Raw genomic sequence first — 20,531 nt, forward strand, 5'->3', positions numbered from 1 at the left:
GACCCTTTCCCTAAAATGGGAGAGGGTTATTCGTTACTAACCCTCTAATTAAAAGTAGTGAAAAAACTTGTTTTTAATGATTTTTTTTTTAATTTTGTGCCTTAATAGGCATATGCCTGATAAGTGGGTATAAGTGCTACTTTTGGGACTCTTAGAAAAGAGAAATGAACTATAAATGATAAGATTAACTGACGAAAACGAGTTTGTTTATGAAAAAAATACTTTTTTTCTTTTTTGTAGTATCTGGAATGAACCTACAGGCGCAGTATACAGATATTATCAACTCGAACAAGCCGGGGCGTTCCATGGGGGCTTATGCCGTAGGAAGAAAGGTAGCTCAAGTGGAGTCTGACCTTTATTACGAGACGAACAAACATGAACCTTTAGGCCTTTCTCAGGAAAATGTGGGCCTGAACTATATGGTGCGTTATGGAGTATGGAGAGACCAATTCGAGATCGTAGGCGACGGAACACTCTTGTATAGCAACCGCTCTACGGATGGAGTTTCGGCTGGTAAATTGGGATTCCAGCGCACTACCTTCGGAGTAAAATATCTTTTCTATGACCCTACTTTCTTGGAAGATATTAATGTATATAGCTGGAAGGCCAATGCCGAATTCAAGTGGCGAAAACTGATCCCTGCTATTGCCCTCTATGCGGGGGTCAATCTCTTAGAGAAAAATCGTTACCTCTATGAGGTGATGAATGACGAATATACTATAGCCACCCCTAAGGCAATCATATCTCTACAGAGCCATCCACTTCGGGAAGTAGCCTTGGTGCTCAATATCGTAGGAAGCAATATAGCCTCTATACATGCACAATATAGCTATATACTGACTCTTACTCACAATCTCTATGATGACCGATGGAGTATCTATTTGGAAAATGAGGGGATTACAAGTGATTATTACAAAGATTCCTTGCTAAGAGGAGGGGTTTCTTATCTCATAGATGAAAAATTTCAAATTAACGCCTCTATAGGAGCTAGCTGGAAAACAACTCCTACCCGCTATATGGGAGGAGTGGGTATCTCTTACCGATTCTATGACCGTTATAAGGATATAGAATATGAGGCTAAGAAAAAGGCCAGAGACAAACAGAATAAGGAGGATGCTCAGATCTTCGGCTTCTGATTTATACACCATCAGAAAATAAGAAATGTTTACAAACGATTCTAAATAAGTTTGTTATGAGGTTATTAACAGAGGTTGTTATTTTGTTGAATATATTATAGTATAAAAGTTGCAATTTATAGAAAAACATCGTAGCTTTGCATTGTTATAACCTATTAAAAATTTGAAAGTATGATTTTAGATGAATTAAAAAAATATGCAGACCAAATGGGATCTCAACTCTCTGGGATCTTATCTGTTAGCTTTATAGGCACAGAGAATGGTCAGATATTGTACAACCAGTCCTTCAGCGGATTGGATTACTCAGCTACAGCCAAGTTCGAAGCTGAAATAGTTAAGAATGCACTTCAAGAAATTAAATATATAGATAATATCAATGAGGATTCCCTCCGCGAGATTACCATCTCCAACGAGGAGCAGATCCACCTGATCTATGTCTCTAAAGATTTTGATTACCTCATCCACCTCATCACCGATGCGACTAAGGTGAATTATGGTGTATTAAGTGTGATCCATAAACAATGCTATTCAGCTATGACTCAGGTAGTTACCTTCAATACTTTACAAACGGAGTTGTATACTAAGGTAACTTCAGAGGCGCCTAAAAAGGAAAGCCATTTCAGAAAATTATTCTTTAGCTAAAACATACAAATATGGAACAGTTTTTGAATGAATATGTTACAGAGCTTTACTCAAATGTATCAGGGGCGATCTCAGTCTCTTTGGTAAGTACGCTTGATGGCTCTATCTTGGCCTACAAGGCGCGGGAGGGAGTTGATAACCGATTGGCGAGTTCTTATCAGCTCGAAATTTTCAGAAATGCCATCCTTTCTTTCGAAAATACAGAAGGTTTGAACAACAAAACAGTGGATGATGTCTCTATTGTCTATCAGGGACAAACGCACTTGATAGGGCTTTTACAGAGTAAAAAAATCCTAGACCATATCATCTTGGACGATACTGCCAATGTAGGAATGGCCAAGCTCCTTATCCGCAAAATCCGTACAGAGGCAGAAAAGAAATCATTTTAATAACCAAAATCAATTAATAAACAATAAATTAAAATCATACTTATCGCATAACTTACCGAAATGCAGCACTTGTTTTTTGGTAAGTTATTTTCTTTGAATCCTATGAAAAAAATAATTATTGCCATAGATGGCCATTCCTCTACTGGGAAAAGTACGACCGCTAAGCGTGTAGCCCATGCCTTGCAGTATGTATATATAGATACAGGGGCTATGTATCGTGCCGTTACCTTTTTGGCACTCCAAAAGGGATTTATAACTACCTCTATAGATAAGCAAGGCCTGCTATCAGCCCTCAAGGAGAGTACCCTTAGCTTTGTACACAATTCTGCCTTAGGAAGATCAGAGATTTACCTCAATGGGCAAAATATAGAGAAAGAAATACGAGGTCTTGCGGTAGCCAATCAGGTGAGTCAAGTGGCTAAAATTCCTGAAGTACGCACCTATTTGGTAGCCTTACAACGCCAAATGGGGGCGCAAAAAGGAGTCGTGATGGATGGGCGCGATATCGGTACGGTGGTATTCCCACAGGCCGAACTGAAGCTATTCATGACCGCTTCCGAGCAGGTACGAGCCCAAAGGCGCTTTGAGGAACTCCAACAAAAAGGAGAGATAGTGACCTTCGATCAGGTACTCAAGAATATACAAGAACGTGATTATCAGGATACCCATCGGGAGGAATCCCCCCTACAGAAAGCCTCCGATGCCATAGAGATTGACAATTCACACATCCCTTTGGAAGAAGTGGTCTCACAGATTGTACAGCTGGCCGAAGAAAAAATAAAAGCGTAGGTGACTACGCTTTTTTCTATAAATGTCCGTCTGCATCAGGTAATACTCCCTTTACATCATAGAGGATGCTATGAGGATTCCTTAAGCGCTCCCAAGGGAGGGAGCGGAACTCCTTATGAGCGACGGCCAATACGATGGCATCATAGGTCTGTCCTTGGGGAAGTTCTCTAAGGGAGTGAATTTGGTGCTCTTCCCATACCTCTTCAGACCTAGCCCAAGGGTCATATACCGTTACCTTGGTGTGGAAGGCCTCCAATTGGCGGACAACATCGGTTACTTTGGTATTGCGTACATCAGGGCAATTCTCCTTGAAGGTAATTCCCAATACGAGTATATGGGCACTATGGATAGGGATTTGGCGGGCAATCATCAGCTTAATGACTTGGTCGGCTACATACTTGCCCATGGAATCGTTCATACGGCGACCAGCTAAGATAATTTCGGGGTGATAGCCTACCTCTTGCGCTTTTTGAGCTAAGTAATAGGGGTCTACTCCGGTACAATGCCCACCTACAAGGCCAGGGGAGAAGCGCAAGAAGTTCCACTTGGTACCAGCAGCCTCCAATACAGCGCGTACATCAATGTCTAATAAATTACATATTTTAGCCAATTCATTGACAAAGGCAATGTTGATATCCCGCTGCGAGTTTTCGATTACCTTAGCAGCTTCAGCGACCTTGATAGAGGGAGCTAAGTGGGTACCCGCCTCTATGACCGATAGGTAGAGTGCATTGACCTTTTGGGCTGTCTCTAGGGTAGAACCGGAGGTGATTTTTAAGATTTGTGATACTGTATGGAGCTTGTCTCCGGGGTTGATGCGTTCAGGGGAGTAACCTACGAAGAAATCCTCGTTGAACTTAAGGGAAGAGACCCGCTCCAAGATAGGTACACACTCCTCTTCGGTACAGCCTGGATATACAGTGGATTCGTAGATGACAATATCCCCTTTTTTGAGATACCTACCTACAACCTCACTGGCCGATTGCAAAGGGGTGAGCAAAGGGTGATGGTGCTTGTCCACCGGGGTAGGTACGGTCACTATATAATAGTTACAGGCGGCTAAGTCGTCAGGGGTATAGCTACAGAAAAGCCCTTTTTGTTCTGGAAAAAGGCTAGGATTGGTGGGGACTAAGACTTCTTTGAGAAGCGAATGATCTACCTCTAAGGTGGCATCTTCCCCTCTTTGGAGGGCTTCCACTCGTGAGATCTTTTGGTCATAACCCACTACGGCATAGCGGGTAGCTAATAGCCGAGCCAAGGGAAGTCCTACATATCCCAATCCGATAATAGCTATTTTGGGAGTATTCATTGTGTTTCTATATCTATTAATATTGTGTTACATGCCTTTTTCGTCTAGGAAGTACTGGAGGGCAATAAGGTCAGGGAAATTCACCTCACGGGATTTGCTACCTTTGTTGGCTCCTACCACCCCGAGGGCTTCCAGCTGATCCATGATACGCCCTGCACGGGCAAAACCGATTTCCAACTTGCGCTGTAGCATGGAGGTGGAGCCCTGCTGACTGCCTACAATCAGCTCGGCGGCATCTCTTAGTAAGGGATCTTTCTTATTCATATCCACTTCGATAGGAGCATTTTCTCCTCCTTCGATAGGCGCTTCAGGGAGCTGGTAGGCTTCGGGATAGCCTTTTTGCATACCTATGAAATTGACAATGTTCTCCACCTCAGAGGTATCGACAAAGGCACATTGTACACGGATGAGTTCATTACCTTCAGTATAGAGCATATCACCCTTACCGTCCAATTGGTTGGCTCCGGAGCTATCCAAGATAGTCTTGGAGTCGATGGCCTGGAATACTTTGAAGGCCACACGGGTAGGGAAGTTTGCCTTGATAATACCGGTGATGATATCCACTGATGGGCGCTGGGTGGCTATAATCAGGTGGATACCGATGGCTCGCGCCAGCTGTGCCAAGCGGGCTACGGGCTTTTCTACCTCCTTGCCTGCGGTCATAATAAGGTCGGCAAACTCATCCACGACCAAGACAATATAAGGTAGGAACCTGTGTCCATCGTTAGGGTTGAGCAGTCGTGCTTTGAATTTGGCATTATATTCCTTGATGTTGCGCACCATGGCATCATCCAGTAGCTTATACCGTTCATTCATCTCCACACAGAGGGAGTTAAGTACCGGGATGACATCTTCAGGTTCCTTTATGATGGCCTCTTTGCTGTCTGGAAGTTTGGCTAAGTAATGCTTTTCTAACTTTTTATAGAGGGAAAGCTCTACTTTTTTAGGGTCTACGAAGACAAATTTCAGTTCAGCAGGATGTTTTTTGTAGAGCAAGGAGGTGATTACGGCATTGATACCCACCGATTTTCCTTGTCCAGTAGCCCCTGCCATAAGCATATGAGGCATCTTGGTCAAGTCGGCTACAAAAGTCTCGTTACTGATAGTCTTTCCAAAAGCGACAGGCAGTTCCATTTCAGCTTTTTGGAAATGAACTGAACTGACCACCGAGCGCATTGAGACGAGGGATTTTTTGATGTTAGGAACCTCTATACCCACAGTGCCTTTTCCTGGAATAGGGGCAATGATACGTATTTTCTTGGCGGCCAAGGACATGGTAATATTGTCCTCCAAGCTCTTGATACGAGCGATCTTAATTCCCTTCGCGGGTTCTATCTCATAAAGGGTGACAGCAGGCCCGATCACGGCCGAGATACGAGAGACCTCGATCTTGAAGTCTCGTAGGGTTTGGATGATGGTGTTCTTGTTCTCTTCCAATTCCTCATCATTGCGTACCACACCGTTGTCTTTGTATTCTTTTAGGAGCTCAATGGAAGGAAACTGGTAATTATTTAGCTCCAAAGTAGGGTCGAATTCCCCAAAGTCTTCCACCAAGCGGCGGGCTACTTCTTGCGGATTAACGGTGGCTTCTTGCTTGATTTCCACCTGGAAACCATCTTCTTTTTCCTCTATAATACTAGTGGTCTGAGGGGGGACTTGCTGGGAAGGAGCTTTTTGTGTTGGGGATACATCTTCTTCAGTAGAATCGGCCTCTTCCTCTGTGAGGTTTTCTTGTGCTGTAGTAGGGGCTTGCTCTGGATGTAGCAGCGGAATATCATCCCGATGGGTATAGATGTCTATCTTAGGTTCAGAATGAAAGGTTTCTTCGCCTATAGGGGCTTCATCTGTAGTAATTTGTGCAGTGATAGGACTTCTTTTGTAGGTTTTAGCAAATGGATTTTTTTGGTTTTTGATCCATTCATTGCTATTATCAATTGAATTTCTGATTTTATCCGGAGTAATATGGAATTTGGAAACCAAATACACGCAGAGGATGGTCAGCAAGACCAAGGCTGTCCCCAGGTGACCTATGTAATCACTCATATAAGCATTCAGCTCATAGCCTCCTACCCCGCTCAATACAGAAGCATCGGAGGAGAAAAAGCCCATGGCCACCGAGAGAAAAAGCATCCAAAGGATTCCCCAGAACCACTTATTGAGTAGCTTCGTCTTAGTATCCAAGATGAGCTTTAGCGCGGTTAGTCCTAAAAGAGAGAGGGGAATGAAGGTAGCGATACCAAAGCCCTTATAGATAAGCAGATGGCCTATATAAGCCCCGATCTTATTGAGGATATTTTTCGGTTGTGCAGCCCTATCGGCCATCTCTCCCAGAAGGCTTTGGTCGGCCTGCCAGGTGAAGATAAAGGAGATAAAGGAGATGAAAAGTCCAACACAGACAAATAGCAGTACCACTCCTATGGAGACCTTTCGCTCCAATATGGGATTGCCTTTGCTCTTGCTTTCTTTTTCAGTATCAGGGGTTTGTGTCTTTGACATTTTGGTGGAGGCTAATTTATAAAAACAGCTGCAAAAATACAATATTTAATAACAAATGACAAGTGACCAATGACAAATCTTTTCCACAACAATCATGGGTCATCGCTCATTAGTAAACAAAGGTTCCGTGTTCGCTCTCTATGGTAAGTTTTTTACTTTCAGCCTCTTCTACATGACCTACAATGCGGGCATCAACGTGGAAAGACTGGGAGATACGGATGATATCGGCTGCTATCTCCTCTGGGACATAGAGTTCCATGCGGTGTCCACAATTGAATACCTGATACATCTCTCTCCAAGAGGTATGGGATTGCTCCTGAATGAGTTTGAAAAGGGGAGGTACAGGGAAGAGGTTGTTCTTGATTACATGTAAGTGATCTATAAAATGGAGAATTTTTGTTTGAGCGCCTCCACTACAATGTACCATACCATGGATTTGGGTAGGACTGTACTGGGAAAGAATTTTTTGGATAACAGGTGCATAGGTACGAGTAGGGGAGAGAACTAATTTCCCTGCATCCAAGGGGCTATCCGGCACGGGGTCAAGCAGGGTTTTACTACCCGTATAGATGACTTCTGTAGGGAGCGAAGGATCGTAGCTTTCGGGGTATTTCTTGGCTAAGGACTTGGAAAAGACGTCATGCCGTGCCGAGGTAAGCCCATTACTGCCCATACCTCCATTATAGGCACTCTCATAAGTAGCCTGTCCAAAAGAGGCCAAACCGACGATGACATCGCCTGCTTCAATACGCGCATTGTCAATCACTTGGCTACGCTTGATACGGGCTGTTACGGTAGAATCCACGATGATGGTACGCACCAAATCACCTACATCGGCTGTTTCCCCACCGGTAGAGTGGATATGTACTCCATACTGGGCAAGCTCTGCGATAAGCTCCTCGGTACCATTGATAATAGCGGCAATGACCTCCCCGGGGATGAGTTGTTTGTTGCGGCCTATGGTGGAGGAAAGCAGTATATTATCGGTAATTCCTACACAGAGTAGGTCATCAATATTCATAATAAGGGCATCCTGAGCGATACCTTTCCATACCGAGAGGTCACCAGTCTCTTTCCAATACATATAAGCCAAAGAGGATTTGGTACCCGCTCCATCGGCGTGCATGACCAAGCAATATTGGTCATCTCCCCCTAAGTAATCAGGAATAATCTTACAAAAAGCCTTGGGGAACAGTCCCTTATCTATATTCTTAATGGCGTTGTGAACCTCCTCTTTGGTAGCGGAGACCCCACGCATGGCATATCGGTTGTCCATATTCAAAGGTTGATTTTTAGCTGTTTTTACAAGTGCCAAAGGTAGTGAAAAAAAATGATATAAAAACTTTTACTTTTTACTTTTTACCTGTTACTTTTTTCTTTACCTTTGCCCAAAAAATATCCTCTTTTTACATAGAGGAGAAAAATAGAAAAAATATAATATAAGCTATTGAGAATGAAGAAGTTTTTTTTCTTTTGTCAAAAGATATTTAGTTACGTAGGAGTGCTGGCTGTAGCGCTGTTACTTATCAATGCGGTGGCCTCGCCTGCCGAAAGTGAGCAGCCTCACCTAAGTGAAGATGATCCGCTCTTGGTGGATGCCCTTCGGGAGAGGGACAGCCTGCCTATTTATCAGATACGTGCCTTTGACCTACCTAAGAAGCTGGATTTCGCAGGAGAAGCGGTACCTTTACACCTCTCTGATGTGAGGGAAAGGCTCGATAGGGAGCTCTTGGTCAATGTTTATTGGCAGTCCAATGGCTTATTGCTTATCAAGCGTGCTCATAAGTTCTTCCCCATTATAGAGCCTATACTGCACAAGAATGGAGTGCCTAATGATTTCAAGTACTTAGCCCTGATAGAAAGTGGGCTGATGAATGTGGTTTCTCCCTCTGGAGCGGCAGGCTTTTGGCAGTTTATGAAAAATACGGCCAAGGAGTACAACCTCGAAATGGAAGATACAGTGGATGAGCGTTATCACTTAGAGAAGGCCACTGAGGCTGCTTGTCTCTATCTGAAAAAAGCCAAGGAAGAAATGGGGAATTGGACATTGGCGGCTGCCGCTTACAATGCAGGAAAGGCGGGTATCCGCAACCAACTGAACAAGCAATTGGTCTCCAGCTATTATGACCTACATCTGAACAACGAGACCAGTCGCTATGTGTTCCGTATATTGGCCATCAAAGAGATAATGAAGAATCCTAAGAAATATGGTTTCTATTATAAAAAAGAACAGCTGTATGACCTTGACCCTGTACAATATATCACGGTGGATTCTACCATTACCAATTTAGCGGAATTTGCCAAACAATATAATACGAATTATAAAACTATACGTCTGCTCAATCCTTGGATTCGAGATTTTTCGCTCCAAAACAAAAATGGGAAGACTTATGTAATCAAAGTACCAAAGTAGTGGTTAGTTGTTAGTTGTTAGTTTTTAGTGATTAGTCGTTAGTCTATAGATAACTATTCACTGTTCGCTATTTACTATTCACTGTTCACCATATTGTTTTTTATTTTTCATTTTTCATTAATTTGATAACAGCAAAGAATATACATAAAAGATTTGGCCAAGTAGAAATTCTCAAGGGAGTAGATATCCAGGTGGAGAGAGGGCAGGTGGTCTCCATAGTGGGGGCTTCGGGAGCAGGGAAAACAACCTTACTGCATATTCTCGGCACCTTAGATAGTATGACCCCTGTAGAAGGAAGCAGCCTTATAATCAATGGGATAGATGTAAAAAAACTCTCAGCCAACAAGTTGGCACAATTCCGCAATGAGCAGATAGGATTTATATTCCAGTTCCACCAGCTATTGCCGGAGTTTACCGCCTTGGAGAATGTTTGTATTCCTGCTTTTATAAAGGGAACCTCAAGGGTAAAAGCGGTCGATAGGGCAAAGGAGTTATTGGACTACTTAGGCCTTTCCCATAGGTTGGATCACAAGCCTGATATGCTCTCCGGAGGGGAGCAACAGCGAGTGGCCGTAGCCCGTGCTCTGATGAACCAGCCCTCGGTTATTTTTGCCGACGAACCTAGTGGAAACCTCGACTCCGAGAGTGCGCAGCAGCTCCACCAGCTCTTCTTCACCCTCCGAGATGCCTTCCAACAAACCTTTGTTATTGTAACCCATAACAACGATTTGGCTCAAATGGCCGATAAGACCTTCACCATGCAGGACGGGAGAATAGCGTGAAGTGAACAGTGAAGAATGAATAGTGACTAGTTGCTATAGACTAACGACTAATCACTAACAACTAATTGCTAACAAAAAAAATAACAAAAAAAATTTGGTAGTTTCAATAAAAGTTCGTTACTTTGCACCCTGATAAAATAATGAACTAAAAAGTGATAAAATGGCACAAGTTTGCGAATTAACAGGTAAAAAAGCTATGGGGGGAAACAATGTTTCTCACGCCATGAACAAGACTAAGAGAAAATTTAAAGCGAATTTGACAACTAAGCGTTTCTATATTCCTGAAGAAGACCGTTGGATTACCCTTCGTGTTTCCACAAGCGCTATTAAGACTATTAATAAAAAAGGAATAGCAGCGGTACTCAAAGAAGCTAAAGAACAAGGATTTATAAAATAACAATAAAAAATCATATACGATGGCTAAAAAAGGTAATAGAATACAAGTGATCTTAGAATGTACTGAACATAAGGATTCTGGACTTCCTGGAACTTCAAGATATATCACTACTAAAAATAAAAAGAATACTCCAGATAGGTTAGAACTTAAAAAGTATAATCCTATCCTAAAGAAAATGACTGTACACAAAGAAATTAAATAAACAATACCATGGCAAAGAAAACAGTAGCAACTCTACAAGGGAAATCTAAAAGATTGACCAAAGTGATCAAAATGGTGAAATCACCTAAGACCGGAGCTTATACTTTCGTAGAAGGTGTCATGGCTCCTGAATTAGCCGAAGAATTCTTAAAGAAAAAATAAGAGCGTTCTGATTGACCTCTTGTTTATTTTCAGCTATACATAATAGAGACTATTCATGAGAAATGGGTAGTCTTTTTTATTTTTTAAATTATGAAAAAAGCAGTGATTATAGGCTTAGGCCTCATAGGTGGTTCCTTTGCTTTGGAACTTAGAAAACGCCTACAATATACCGTAGTGGGCATAGATAAAAACCCAGAACACTTGCAGCAGGCACTTGACTTGGGGATTATCTCACAGGGGGTAGATTATTCTTCCTTGGGTGATGCTGACTTAGTCATCGTAGCCGTTCCGGTCAATCGTATCGCTCAGGTAGTTAGCCAAGTGCTGGATCATATAGGAGATGATACCTTGGTGATGGATGCAGGTTCCGTCAAGGCGCCTATTTGCCAGCAGCTTGCCCAGCATCCACGCCGCAACCAGTTTGTGGCTGCACACCCCATGGCAGGTACCGAACACTCTGGGCCACAGGCTGCCCTCTATGATCTTTTTGATGGTAAGGTGATGGCCTTGTGTGAGGTAGAAAAGAGCCATTGGAAGCTCTTAGACCGCGCCTTGGATGTTAGCAAAGCCCTCAATATGAGAGTCAAAATGATGTCACCCACGGACCATGACCTTCACACAGCCTACGTCTCTCACCTTTCCCACGTAAGCTCCTTTATGCTCGGAAAAACAGTCTTGGAAATAGAAAAAGACGAAGCCCAGATTTTCGATTTGGCCAGTACCGGTTTTGCCTCTACAGTGCGTTTGGCTAAGAGCCACCCCCAAATGTGGACACCTATCTTCTTGGAAAACAAGGTCAATATCCTCAAAGCCCTTACCGAATATATCAAAAACTTAGAAAACTTCAAGCAACTACTGGAAACTGACCAAGCAGAGGGTATTACTCAGAATATCAAGGAAGCAAACTATATCCGAAAAATACTGAAATAATAGTAAACGATCAATGTTCTTATGTGTTGGCGAGGGCTTGCAGCTTGTGCACAATATAGACAGCGCTTATAGCTCTTTTGCCAAAAGATAGTGGCTTTTGTATATAGAAAACAGAAATCAAATCCGTTCTATTTAAAGATCTTTATAACTAATTATATATCAAATATTTAAAAGAGTATTTAGTTGTTTTAATGGGACACTACTGGTTATTAATCATTGGCCATTATCTTTGATATAAATTTTTCGGTGGCTCCGGTATTAGAGAGGATATAATTGTAGTTAAGAAGGCCTGCTTTCTTGCGTTGAATAACATCAGTGAAGAGAAAAGTAGCGATTTGGGTGAATTCTTCAGTATTTTTGATTGAAAAAACACCTTCACGACTGATAAGATCTTTAGCTTCATTGAACTTATCATAATTTTTTCCGATAACAACAGGAATACTGAACACCGCAGGCTCTAAAATGTTGTGCAAACCTTTGTTTCCCATCCCTCCTCCTACGTATGCGATAGCTGCATAGCTATAAATCTTGGTAAGTAGACCGATTTTATCTACTATAAGTACTTCATAAGGCGATAAGTCCTTTCCCTCTACTTCAGAAAGAACGGCTACACGCTTATAGATACAGTCTCTTAAGAGATGTATCTTCTCCTTGTCGTGTACCTCATGCGGGGCAATGATAAACTTCATATTTCCCTTATAAGCGTTCAGAAAAGGAACATACACCGCTTCATCTGCCTTCCATGAACTACCAAAAACCATACAAGGTGCTCCGGAAAGGAACTGTTCTACGAAGGAAAGTTTGTTGTCTTGAGAAAGGATTTCCACTACACGGTCAAAACGAGTATCTCCACTTACCGTTACATTAGAATAACCTATGGATTGGAGCAGGAGTTTAGCATTTTCGTTTTGTACAAAAAAATGAGTAAAGCAGGGAAGTACGGCACGCATACCCAGGCTTCTTTTTTTGAAAAATAGTTGGTCTTTACGGAACACTCCAGAGACCAAATAGGTGGGAATTGCTTTGTCTTTTAAGGCAAATAAATAGTTTTTCCAAAATTCATATTTGACAAAGATCGCCATTTGAGGGTGCAATAGGTTTAGAAAACGATCTACCCGCTCAGGAAGATCAAGCGGCAAGTAGAGGATTACATCAGCCTCTTTGCTATGTTTTTTAGCCTCATAGCCAGAGGGAGAAAAGAAGGTAACCACGAGTTTTTTCTCTGGATATAGCTCCCTAAGTCGTTTGAGAATAGGTAACCCCTGTTCGTATTCCCCTAAGGAAGCCGCATGTAGCCAGATGACCGAGTCTTCCGGGCTTATATGGGTCTGTAAGATACGAAAACTTTCTTTTCGACCTCGGTAGAATAGTTTTATTTTTCGATTGAATAAGGCCAACAGCGGTAGCATACAAGCCACCAAGCGGGTAGCAAGCGTATAGAGGAAATTCATACCATGAAAAATTTTACAAATGTACATATTTTTTGTGGAGTGGAAAAATAAAAATTATCTTTTATCATAGTGCTATTTTGATATTTATTTATTATCTTTGTACCTTAATTGGAACAATTATTCAAAATGAAAAAGATATTTACTTTATCTGTAGCAACATTGGCTTTTGCCGCTTGTAATAACAGCACCCCTCAGCAGGCAGATAATGCTGCTCATGAGCCTACTGCTACAGAGGAAGCACCTATGGTAGGGGACGACAGAGACGAGCATGGCTGTATAGGCAGTGCTGGCTACACTTGGAGTGCCCTCCGAGGGGAGTGTATCCAAACCTTTGAGGTAGGTACCCGTCTCAATCCTGTGGATGTGGAGGAAGAAGAAGCTGTAATTAGTGCCTTCATTGTCTCCAAGGAGGACGATAACAGCCAAGTGGAGTTATTTATTACTGGAGAAGAACAGAACCCCGTCCTAAAACAGGAAACCGATGGGACTTTTAAAAATGGTAAATACACTTACAACGCTCAAACCAAAGAACTTTCCATAGATGGGAAAGTAATGTACAAGAATTAAATAAAGAATGAAAATCACTCATCATTAATCACAAATAAAGATGCTTCTCTTTTTTAAAAATAAAAACACTATTTATGCTGTCGCTACGGAGGCTACTCTTAGCAAGGCCGATCTTGACAAACTCAAATGGCTCTTTGGCAATGCCGAGCAACTTACAAGAGAGACCCTTGAAGGGACTTTCGTAGGGCCTCGTGCCACTATGGTGACCCCTTGGAGTACCAATGCGGTGGAGATCACCCAAAATATGGATATCTTAGGCATTAGCCGTATAGAGGAATTCCAAGAGGTAACGGCCGATTTTACCGACTTCGACCCCATGCTTTTGCAAAAATACGAAGGCTTGGGACAGGATATATTTACCATCCATATAGAACCGCTCTCTACCATAGAGATAGCGGATATAGCAGCCTACAACCAGCAGGAGGGGCTCTCCCTAAGCCCTGAAGAGGTGGCTTATTTGGAAAACCTATCTGCTCAACTGGGGCGCAAACTTACTGACTCCGAAGTCTTTGGCTTCTCTCAAATCAACTCCGAACACTGTCGCCATAAAATATTCAACGGTACCTTCATCATCGATGGAGAGCAGCAGCCTACCTCTCTCTTTAAGCTTATCAAAAAAACTTCTCAGGCGCACCCCAACGGTATTGTCTCCGCTTATAAGGACAATGTGGCTTTTATCAAAGGAGCTACCGTAGAACAATTCGCTCCTAAAAGTGCTGACAAGCCCGATTTTTATGAGTTACAGCCCTTCGAAGCGGTGCTCTCTCTTAAGGCAGAAACCCATAACTTTCCTACAACTGTAGAACCCTTCAATGGGGCAGCTACGGGTTCAGGAGGGGAGATTCGTGACCGCTTAGCAGGCGGACAAGGTTCCTTGCCATTGGCTGGTACAGCCGTTTATATGACTGCTTACCCTCGCCTTCAGGAGGATCGTCCTTGGGAAAAGGGGATGGCCGAGCGCCCTTGGCTTTACCAAACACCTATGGATATCCTTATCAAGGCCTCCAATGGGGCAAGTGATTTTGGCAACAAATTTGGCCAACCCCTTATTGCGGGTTCTGTGCTTACTTTTGAGCATGAGGAGGACGGACGTAAGCTCGGCTATGACAAAGTAATCATGCAAGCTGGAGGTATTGGCTATGCCAAAGCCTCACAAGCTATCAAACATACCCCTCACGAAGGAGACAAAATTGTTATCCTCGGTGGGGACAACTATCGTATCGGAATGGGGGGAGCTGCTGTCTCTTCTGCTAATACAGGGGCTTTTGGCTCTGGTATTGAGCTGAATGCTATCCAGCGCTCCAACCCTGAGATGCAAAAAAGGGTAGCCAATGCGATTCGTGCCTTGGTAGAATCCGACAATAATCCTATTGTTTCTATCCATGACCATGGTGCTGGAGGACACCTCAACTGCCTTTCCGAACTAATCGAAGAAACAGGAGGTTGCATTGATTTGGATAGCCTCCCCATAGGAGATCCAACCCTCTCGGATAAGGAGATTATCGGCAATGAATCTCAGGAACGTATGGGGCTGGTACTTCCCAAAGAAGCACTCACTCAGTTAGAGGCTATAGCCCAGCGCGAGCGAGCACCTATCTATGAAGTAGGAGAGGTGACTGCAGATCATCACTTTACCATAGCTTCCCAAAAGAAAGGTACGCGCCCTATGGACTTAGACCTTTCTGCCCTCTTTGGAAGTTCTCCTAAAACGGTGATGATCGACCAAAGAGTAAGCACTCCCTATCAGGAACTGACCTATTACCCCAGCCAGCTACATACCTACCTTAGCCAAGTGTTACAGCTTGAGAGTGTCGCTTGTAAGGACTGGCTAACCAACAAGGTAGACCGCTGTGTAGGAGGCAAGGTAGCCAAGCAGCAATGTGCAGGCCCACTCCAGCTCCCCTTGAACAATGTGGGAGTGATGGCTCTCGACTATCAGGGCAAGGAGGGAATCGCTACCAGTATCGGCCATTCGCCCCTAACAGCCCTTATCTCACCTACTTCAGGAAGCCGCAATGCCATTGCAGAGGCCTTGACCAATATAGTGTTTGCTCCCTTAGAGAATGGCTTGGCAGGAGTATCCCTTTCGGCCAACTGGATGTGGCCTTGCCGCAACCCTGGTGAAGATGCCCGCCTTTATGAGGCAGTACAAGCAGCTTCTGACTTTGCTATAGAGTTGGGGATCAATATCCCTACCGGAAAAGATTCCCTTTCTATGAAGCAGAAATATCCCGATGGAGGAGATGTCATAGCCCCTGGTACGGTCATTATATCAGCCGCTGCTCATTGTACTGATATTCAAAAGATAGTGGAACCAGTACTCCAAAAGAACGGAGGAGCGATCTATTATATCAATTTCTCAGGAGATACCTATCAGTTGGGTGGCTCAGCTTTTGCACAGATATTAGGTAAAATAGGCTCTGAAGCACCTACAGTAAAGAAATCAGATGACTTCAAAAAGGCTTTCAACGCGGTACAAACCCTTATCAGAGAAGGAAAAATACAGGCCGGACACGATATAGGAAGTGGGGGACTTATCACCTCTCTCTTGGAGATGTGCTTTGCTGACAATGAACTTGCTGCCCAAATAGATCTCTCTGTCTTAGGGGAAGAAGACCTTCTCAAAGTACTCTTTGCTGAAAATGTAGGGCTACTCTTCCAAGGGGATGATTCCATAGAGACCTATCTCAAGGCGCAAGGGGTGGCTTATGCTAAGATAGGAACTCCTATCGAAGGGGAAGCCTTGACCTTAACTCATTTCGGACAAACTTATACCTTTAATATAGCAGAATACCGCGATTTGTGGTACTTGACATCTTATCTGTTGGACAAACAGCAGACAGCCAATGATAAAGCTACCGAGCGCTACCAAAATTATTCCGAACAGCCGCTACAATACACCTTCCCTGCTCACTTTACCGGAGAAAAACCACAGCGCCCCGAGGGAAAAAGACCCATCGCTGCCGTAATCCGAGAGAAAGGGAGCAACTCCGAACGAGAAATGGCCAATGCACTTTACTTGGCTGGCTTCGATGTGAAGGATGTACATACCACTGATCTGACCTCAGGACGTGAAACCTTGGAGGATGTACAGTTTATAGGTGCCGTCGGAGGCTTCTCCAATTCAGATGTCTTGGGTAGTGCCAAAGGTTGGGCAGGTGCCTTGCTCTATAACGAAAAAGCTAAAAAGGCTTTGGACAATTTCTTTGCCCGACCCGATACCCTTTCTGTAGGGATATGCAATGGCTGTCAGCTCTTTATGGAACTGGAACTTATCAATCCAGAACATAGTGAGCATGGCAAAATGAAGCACAACGATAGTCATAAACATGAAACAGGTTTTGTATCGGTGACTATTCCTGAAAATAATTCGGTGATGCTCTCCTCCTTGGCAGGTACTACCTTAGGGGTATGGATCTCCCATGGTGAAGGAAAGTTCCACCTACCACTCTCTGAAGACCAATATAATATTGTAGCCAAATATACCTACGAAGGCTATCCGGCCAACCCTAATGGCTCTGACTACCAAGCCGCCATGCTCTGTGATAAGAGTGGAAGACACTTGGTGACCATGCCACACATCGAGCGCTCCGTATTCCCTTGGCAATGGGCCTATTACCAAGGACAAAAAGCAGCTGTGACTCCATGGCTCGAAGCCTTTGTCAATGCCCGTAAATGGCTTGAAGCACAGCGATAAGATAATCATTAACCATAACCATTCATAATGGGTTCTTTCTCCAAAACAATAAAGTCTTTTAGCCCTACTTTTTGGGTAATCAATTTCTTACAAATTATGGAGCGTGCCGCTTGGTTCGGTGTTTTTGCGCTCTTGGGTCTTTACTTAGTAGCCTCTACTGATCAGGGAGGGTTGGGGCTTACCCATATCCAAAAAGGAAATATCTTGGCTAACGTAACGGCTATACAGTATTTTCTTCCCCTCTTCTTTGGAGTGATTGCCGATCGTATTGGCTATAAGCGCTCCTTGCTCATCGCCTTTGTCATTACAGCAGTAGGCTATTATCTTATGGGAACCGTCAGTAGCTATTGGGCGATCTATTTGGCTTTCTTGTTAGCTGCTATCGGCGGAAGTTTCTTCAAGCCGGTGGCCTCCGGAATTATCGCCCGAAATACGGATGATACAACCAATACGATGGGATTTGGGATATTCTATCTGATGGCCAATATAGGAGGCTTTTTTGGTCCTGCCTTTTCCTCTTACTTACGTACAGTAATGGGCTGGCGTATCATCTTCCTACAAGCAGCGATTGTTATTTTTATCAATCTCTTAGTAGTCCTTTTCTTTTTTAAGGAGAAGAAGATGGACAGAACCTATAACGTGCCTATTTGGGATGAGATAAAGGGGTCTTTCCATAATATTATAGAGGCGCTCAAGGACAAAAAGCTCTCCATTCTCCTATTCCTGATGGTAGGTTATTGGATGGTATATAACCAACTCTTTTATACCTTACCCAATTTTATAGAAGACTGGGTCGATTCCTCTTTGGAGAGTCATTGGATTCAGGAGCATATACCTTTCTTAGCCACTACCCTGACCGAAGACGGACAGATTAAGGCCGAGTGGTATGGCAATTTGGATTCGGTGATGATTATCTTTTTCCAAGTGGCCATCTCCTATATGATCATGAATGTGAGGCAGGTATCGGCCTTGATTCGTGGAACTATCATCTCGACTATAGGGGTGATACTTACCTTTGCTTTGAATAATGTATGGTTCATGATCATAGGTACGGCTATTTTTGCCATAGGGGAGATGATGGCCGGCCCTACCCTCTATGCTTATGTCGCCCTTATTACTCCCAAGGGAAAAGAAGCGCTCTATCAGGGAACTCTCTTCTTACCGGTGGCTTTGGCTAACTATCTTACCGGCTTTATCACTGGAGACCTTTACCAAAGCTGGTCAGATAAGTATTCCCTCCTACAATTGGAATTGGCCAAACGGCAGATCTCCCTCCCTGAGGGGCTGAGTAAAAAGCAGTTCTTTGAGCAAGCCCAGGAAAAACTACAGCTTTCCCATAGCCAGCTTACCGATTTGCTTTGGAATACCTACCATCCTAACAAATTATGGTATATAGCTCTTGCTATGGGTGCCTTCACTGCGATCTCTGTTTATATCTATAATAGGATATTGGTGAAGAAAGAACGATGACTAACGACTAACCAATAAAATTAACAATTAACCATTTATAATTAACAATTAAAAAATATTTTACTGATAAAAATGTAGTATTTTTGCGCTTTTAATAAATACTACTGAATGTCTGAGAACAAGAAATCCTATTTTGAGACTCTTAAGTCTTTTTCCTCTACCTTTTGGGTGGGGAATTTCCTACAACTGACCGAGCGTTGGGCTTATTTTAGTATCTTTTCGCTCCTTGCTCTTTACCTAGTAGCGGGGACTGATGAGGGTGGTTTGGCGCTCACACATACCCAAAAAGGGAATATTATGGCTCAGATTACGGCTATTTTATTCCTTTTACCTTTATTCTTTGGGGTAATTGCCGATAGGATTGGCTATAAGCTCTCCTTGCTAATATCCTGTGCCGTTATGGGAGTGGGCTATTACCTGATGGGAGTTGCTACGGGCTATTGGGATACTTACTTTGCTTTCCTACTGGCAGCCGTTGGCTGTAGCTTTTTCCGTCCTGTGGTACAGGGCATTATTGCACGCCATACCAATGAGCAAAATAGTACCTTAGGATTTGGCTTCTTTTATATGGTAGGAAATATAGGAGGGCTATTGGGGCCAGGAGTCTCTTCTTACCTGCGTACTACCTTAGGATGGAAAGTGATCTTTATACAAGCCACAGTGGTGATACTCTTTAACCTCTTGGTAATTCTCTTCCTATATAAGGAACCTAAGGTAGAAAGAAAATACAATATACCGCTACTGACGGAAGTCAAAGGATCAGTACAAAATATTATAGGGGCTCTGAAGGATAAGAAACTAACTATCTTACTACTACTGATGGTAGGCTTCTGGACGGTTTATAACCAACTTTTCTATACCTTACCCAATTTTATAGAGGATTGGGTGGATTCCTCCCGACAAAGTGATTGGATTAACCAATATATTCCTTTCTTTGGAAGTACCTTTACCGAAAATGGACAAATTAAGGCAGAATGGTTCGGTAATATAGACTGTGTGATGATTATCCTAACCCAAATGGTGATTTCTTATTTTGTCATGAAGATGGATCAGGTCTCTGCTATGATTCGTGGAACGCTTGTAATGACCATTGGGGTGACCCTCACCTTTATGTTCAAGGAGGTAACCTTTACGGTATTAGGAACCGCCATCTTTGCCATAGGAGAGATTGCTGTAGGGCCTACCATTTCGGCTTTTATTGCCAAGATTACCCCCAAAGGAAAAGAAGCGCTCTATCAGGGTACTTATTTCTTGCCTATGGCCTTAGGAAGCTATTTGACTGGGTTCTTTACAGGAAATATGTACGATAAGTGGTCGGATAAGCACTACCTTCTACAGCTGGAAATGCAAAAACGCGCCATTGAGATGCCGCAGGGGCTGACTAAAAAGCAGTATTTGGAACAAGCTCAAGAAAAACTGAATATGACCCCTACCGAGATTACCGATCTCTTGTGGAATGCCTATCATCCTAATAGGTATTGGTATATCATATTTAGTTTGGGAGTGCTCACAGTTATCGCTATATACCTTTTTAATCGTTACCTAAAGCGAACTGCTAATGAGCAAATGAATTAATTAATGTGAGTTTGTTGGATAAAAAGGCTATAATATAGTCTTAGAATAGCGTTGACAATCAATCACTTAAAAAATATTTCAAAAATTTTCGTTGAAATATTTGGTCAATTGGAAAAGTTGTTGTA

The 20,531-nt window shown here is 43.0% G+C and carries 18 protein-coding genes; 14 read left to right on the top strand and 4 right to left on the bottom strand.

The genetic code is table 11. The features are described from left to right. Positions 1-209: 209 nt before the first annotated feature. The 4 genes from HMPREF1551_RS03595 (at position 210) to cmk (ending at position 2,956) form a co-directional block, all read left to right on the top strand. On the top strand, positions 210-1,136 hold the full coding sequence (locus HMPREF1551_RS03595; protein ID WP_021627674.1) for a transporter: 927 nt from the start codon (positions 210-212) through the stop codon (positions 1,134-1,136). A gap of 171 nt (positions 1,137-1,307) precedes the next feature. After that, on the top strand, positions 1,308-1,778 hold the full coding sequence (locus tag HMPREF1551_RS03600) for a hypothetical protein (protein ID WP_021627675.1): 471 nt from the start codon (positions 1,308-1,310) through the stop codon (positions 1,776-1,778). 11 nt (positions 1,779-1,789) lie between these two features. After that, a complete protein-coding gene (locus HMPREF1551_RS03605) occupies positions 1,790-2,167 on the top strand; it encodes a hypothetical protein (RefSeq protein ID WP_021627676.1) in 378 nt (125 codons plus the stop codon). A gap of 102 nt (positions 2,168-2,269) precedes the next feature. Continuing rightward, positions 2,270-2,956, top strand: a complete 687-nt coding sequence (gene cmk / locus HMPREF1551_RS03610; RefSeq protein WP_034544250.1) for a (d)CMP kinase — start codon at positions 2,270-2,272, stop codon at positions 2,954-2,956. Positions 2,957-2,972: 16 nt separating this feature from the next. Here cmk and HMPREF1551_RS03615 read toward each other — a convergent pair whose 3' ends face one another. From HMPREF1551_RS03615 to HMPREF1551_RS03625, 3 genes are all read right to left on the bottom strand, one after another. Beyond that, positions 2,973-4,265, bottom strand: coding sequence for a nucleotide sugar dehydrogenase (locus tag HMPREF1551_RS03615; RefSeq protein ID WP_021627678.1), 1,293 nt, complete (start codon positions 4,263-4,265; stop codon positions 2,973-2,975). Between the two features lie 27 nt (positions 4,266-4,292). Continuing rightward, on the bottom strand, positions 4,293-6,761 hold the full coding sequence (locus tag HMPREF1551_RS03620) for an FtsK/SpoIIIE family DNA translocase (protein WP_021627679.1): 2,469 nt from the start codon (positions 6,759-6,761) through the stop codon (positions 4,293-4,295). Positions 6,762-6,870: 109 nt separating this feature from the next. After that, positions 6,871-8,037 carry an AIR synthase related protein gene (locus tag HMPREF1551_RS03625; protein ID WP_034544252.1) on the bottom strand — a complete coding sequence of 389 codons (1,167 nt, stop codon included), beginning with the start codon at positions 8,035-8,037 and terminating at the stop codon, positions 6,871-6,873. A gap of 177 nt (positions 8,038-8,214) precedes the next feature. Here HMPREF1551_RS03625 and HMPREF1551_RS03630 point away from each other — a divergent pair, with 177 nt between their 5' ends. The 6 genes from HMPREF1551_RS03630 to HMPREF1551_RS03650 all read left to right on the top strand — a co-directional run bounded on the left by HMPREF1551_RS03630 (position 8,215) and on the right by HMPREF1551_RS03650 (position 11,646). Continuing rightward, on the top strand, positions 8,215-9,174 hold the full coding sequence (locus tag HMPREF1551_RS03630; RefSeq protein ID WP_021627682.1) for a lytic transglycosylase domain-containing protein: 960 nt from the start codon (positions 8,215-8,217) through the stop codon (positions 9,172-9,174). Positions 9,175-9,296: 122 nt separating this feature from the next. Further along, a complete protein-coding gene (locus HMPREF1551_RS03635; protein WP_021627683.1) occupies positions 9,297-9,956 on the top strand; it encodes an ABC transporter ATP-binding protein in 660 nt (219 codons plus the stop codon). A 160-nt stretch (positions 9,957-10,116) separates the two neighbouring features. Further along, a complete protein-coding gene (gene rpmB / locus HMPREF1551_RS03640) occupies positions 10,117-10,353 on the top strand; it encodes a 50S ribosomal protein L28 (RefSeq protein WP_021627684.1) in 237 nt (78 codons plus the stop codon). Between the two features lie 19 nt (positions 10,354-10,372). Beyond that, positions 10,373-10,555 (top strand): 50S ribosomal protein L33, encoded by a 183-nt coding sequence (gene rpmG / locus HMPREF1551_RS03645; RefSeq protein WP_021627685.1) that lies wholly within the window; start codon positions 10,373-10,375, stop codon positions 10,553-10,555. An 8-nt stretch (positions 10,556-10,563) separates the two neighbouring features. Further along, positions 10,564-10,716 (top strand): DUF4295 domain-containing protein, encoded by a 153-nt coding sequence (locus HMPREF1551_RS13345; RefSeq protein ID WP_002670441.1) that lies wholly within the window; start codon positions 10,564-10,566, stop codon positions 10,714-10,716. Between the two features lie 90 nt (positions 10,717-10,806). After that, positions 10,807-11,646 carry a prephenate dehydrogenase gene (locus HMPREF1551_RS03650; RefSeq protein WP_021627686.1) on the top strand — a complete coding sequence of 280 codons (840 nt, stop codon included), beginning with the start codon at positions 10,807-10,809 and terminating at the stop codon, positions 11,644-11,646. A gap of 209 nt (positions 11,647-11,855) precedes the next feature. Here the strand turns inward: HMPREF1551_RS03650 and HMPREF1551_RS03655 are convergent, their stop codons facing one another. Then, complete coding sequence (locus HMPREF1551_RS03655) at positions 11,856-13,097, bottom strand: 3-deoxy-D-manno-octulosonic acid transferase (protein WP_034544249.1); 1,242 nt, start codon at positions 13,095-13,097, stop codon at positions 11,856-11,858. A gap of 126 nt (positions 13,098-13,223) precedes the next feature. On the opposite strand from HMPREF1551_RS03655, the gene HMPREF1551_RS03660 reads away from it, so the two are divergent. The 4 genes from HMPREF1551_RS03660 to HMPREF1551_RS03675 all read left to right on the top strand — a co-directional run bounded on the left by HMPREF1551_RS03660 (position 13,224) and on the right by HMPREF1551_RS03675 (position 20,406). Further along, the gene (locus tag HMPREF1551_RS03660; RefSeq protein ID WP_021627688.1) at positions 13,224-13,664 is read left to right on the top strand and encodes a hypothetical protein; all 441 of its coding nucleotides are present in this window, start codon (positions 13,224-13,226) and stop codon (positions 13,662-13,664) included. 40 nt (positions 13,665-13,704) lie between these two features. Next, positions 13,705-17,361 (top strand): phosphoribosylformylglycinamidine synthase, encoded by a 3,657-nt coding sequence (purL, locus tag HMPREF1551_RS03665; RefSeq protein ID WP_021627689.1) that lies wholly within the window; start codon positions 13,705-13,707, stop codon positions 17,359-17,361. Between the two features lie 27 nt (positions 17,362-17,388). After that, a complete protein-coding gene (locus tag HMPREF1551_RS03670; RefSeq protein ID WP_021627690.1) occupies positions 17,389-18,831 on the top strand; it encodes an MFS transporter in 1,443 nt (480 codons plus the stop codon). 108 nt (positions 18,832-18,939) lie between these two features. After that, entirely contained in the window at positions 18,940-20,406 is a 1,467-nt protein-coding gene (locus HMPREF1551_RS03675) for an MFS transporter (protein ID WP_021627691.1), read from the top strand. Positions 20,407-20,531 lie beyond the last annotated feature (125 nt).

This window comes from Capnocytophaga sp. oral taxon 863 str. F0517 (genome assembly GCF_000466425.1).
Lineage (GTDB): Bacteria > Bacteroidota > Bacteroidia > Flavobacteriales > Flavobacteriaceae > Capnocytophaga.

Excerpts from the sequence above, each read along its gene's own strand:
- HMPREF1551_RS03655 (WP_034544249.1), bottom strand. The coding sequence starts at position 13,097 with ATGAATTTCCTCTATACGCTTGCTACCCGCTTGGTGGCTTGTATGCTA.
- HMPREF1551_RS03620 (WP_021627679.1), bottom strand. The coding sequence starts at position 6,761 with ATGTCAAAGACACAAACCCCTGATACTGAAAAAGAAAGCAAGAGCAAA.
- HMPREF1551_RS03670 (WP_021627690.1), top strand. The coding sequence starts at position 17,389 with ATGGGTTCTTTCTCCAAAACAATAAAGTCTTTTAGCCCTACTTTTTGG.
- HMPREF1551_RS03650 (WP_021627686.1), top strand. The coding sequence starts at position 10,807 with ATGAAAAAAGCAGTGATTATAGGCTTAGGCCTCATAGGTGGTTCCTTT.
- HMPREF1551_RS03615 (WP_021627678.1), bottom strand. The coding sequence starts at position 4,265 with ATGAATACTCCCAAAATAGCTATTATCGGATTGGGATATGTAGGACTT.
- HMPREF1551_RS03660 (WP_021627688.1), top strand. The coding sequence starts at position 13,224 with ATGAAAAAGATATTTACTTTATCTGTAGCAACATTGGCTTTTGCCGCT.
- HMPREF1551_RS13345 (WP_002670441.1), top strand. The coding sequence starts at position 10,564 with ATGGCAAAGAAAACAGTAGCAACTCTACAAGGGAAATCTAAAAGATTG.
- rpmB (WP_021627684.1), top strand. The coding sequence starts at position 10,117 with ATGGCACAAGTTTGCGAATTAACAGGTAAAAAAGCTATGGGGGGAAAC.
- HMPREF1551_RS03605 (WP_021627676.1), top strand. The coding sequence starts at position 1,790 with ATGGAACAGTTTTTGAATGAATATGTTACAGAGCTTTACTCAAATGTA.
- HMPREF1551_RS03625 (WP_034544252.1), bottom strand. The coding sequence starts at position 8,037 with ATGGACAACCGATATGCCATGCGTGGGGTCTCCGCTACCAAAGAGGAG.
- rpmG (WP_021627685.1), top strand. The coding sequence starts at position 10,373 with ATGGCTAAAAAAGGTAATAGAATACAAGTGATCTTAGAATGTACTGAA.
- purL (WP_021627689.1), top strand. The coding sequence starts at position 13,705 with ATGCTTCTCTTTTTTAAAAATAAAAACACTATTTATGCTGTCGCTACG.
- HMPREF1551_RS03675 (WP_021627691.1), top strand. The coding sequence starts at position 18,940 with ATGTCTGAGAACAAGAAATCCTATTTTGAGACTCTTAAGTCTTTTTCC.
- HMPREF1551_RS03600 (WP_021627675.1), top strand. The coding sequence starts at position 1,308 with ATGATTTTAGATGAATTAAAAAAATATGCAGACCAAATGGGATCTCAA.
- HMPREF1551_RS03595 (WP_021627674.1), top strand. The coding sequence starts at position 210 with ATGAAAAAAATACTTTTTTTCTTTTTTGTAGTATCTGGAATGAACCTA.
- HMPREF1551_RS03630 (WP_021627682.1), top strand. The coding sequence starts at position 8,215 with ATGAAGAAGTTTTTTTTCTTTTGTCAAAAGATATTTAGTTACGTAGGA.
- cmk (WP_034544250.1), top strand. The coding sequence starts at position 2,270 with ATGAAAAAAATAATTATTGCCATAGATGGCCATTCCTCTACTGGGAAA.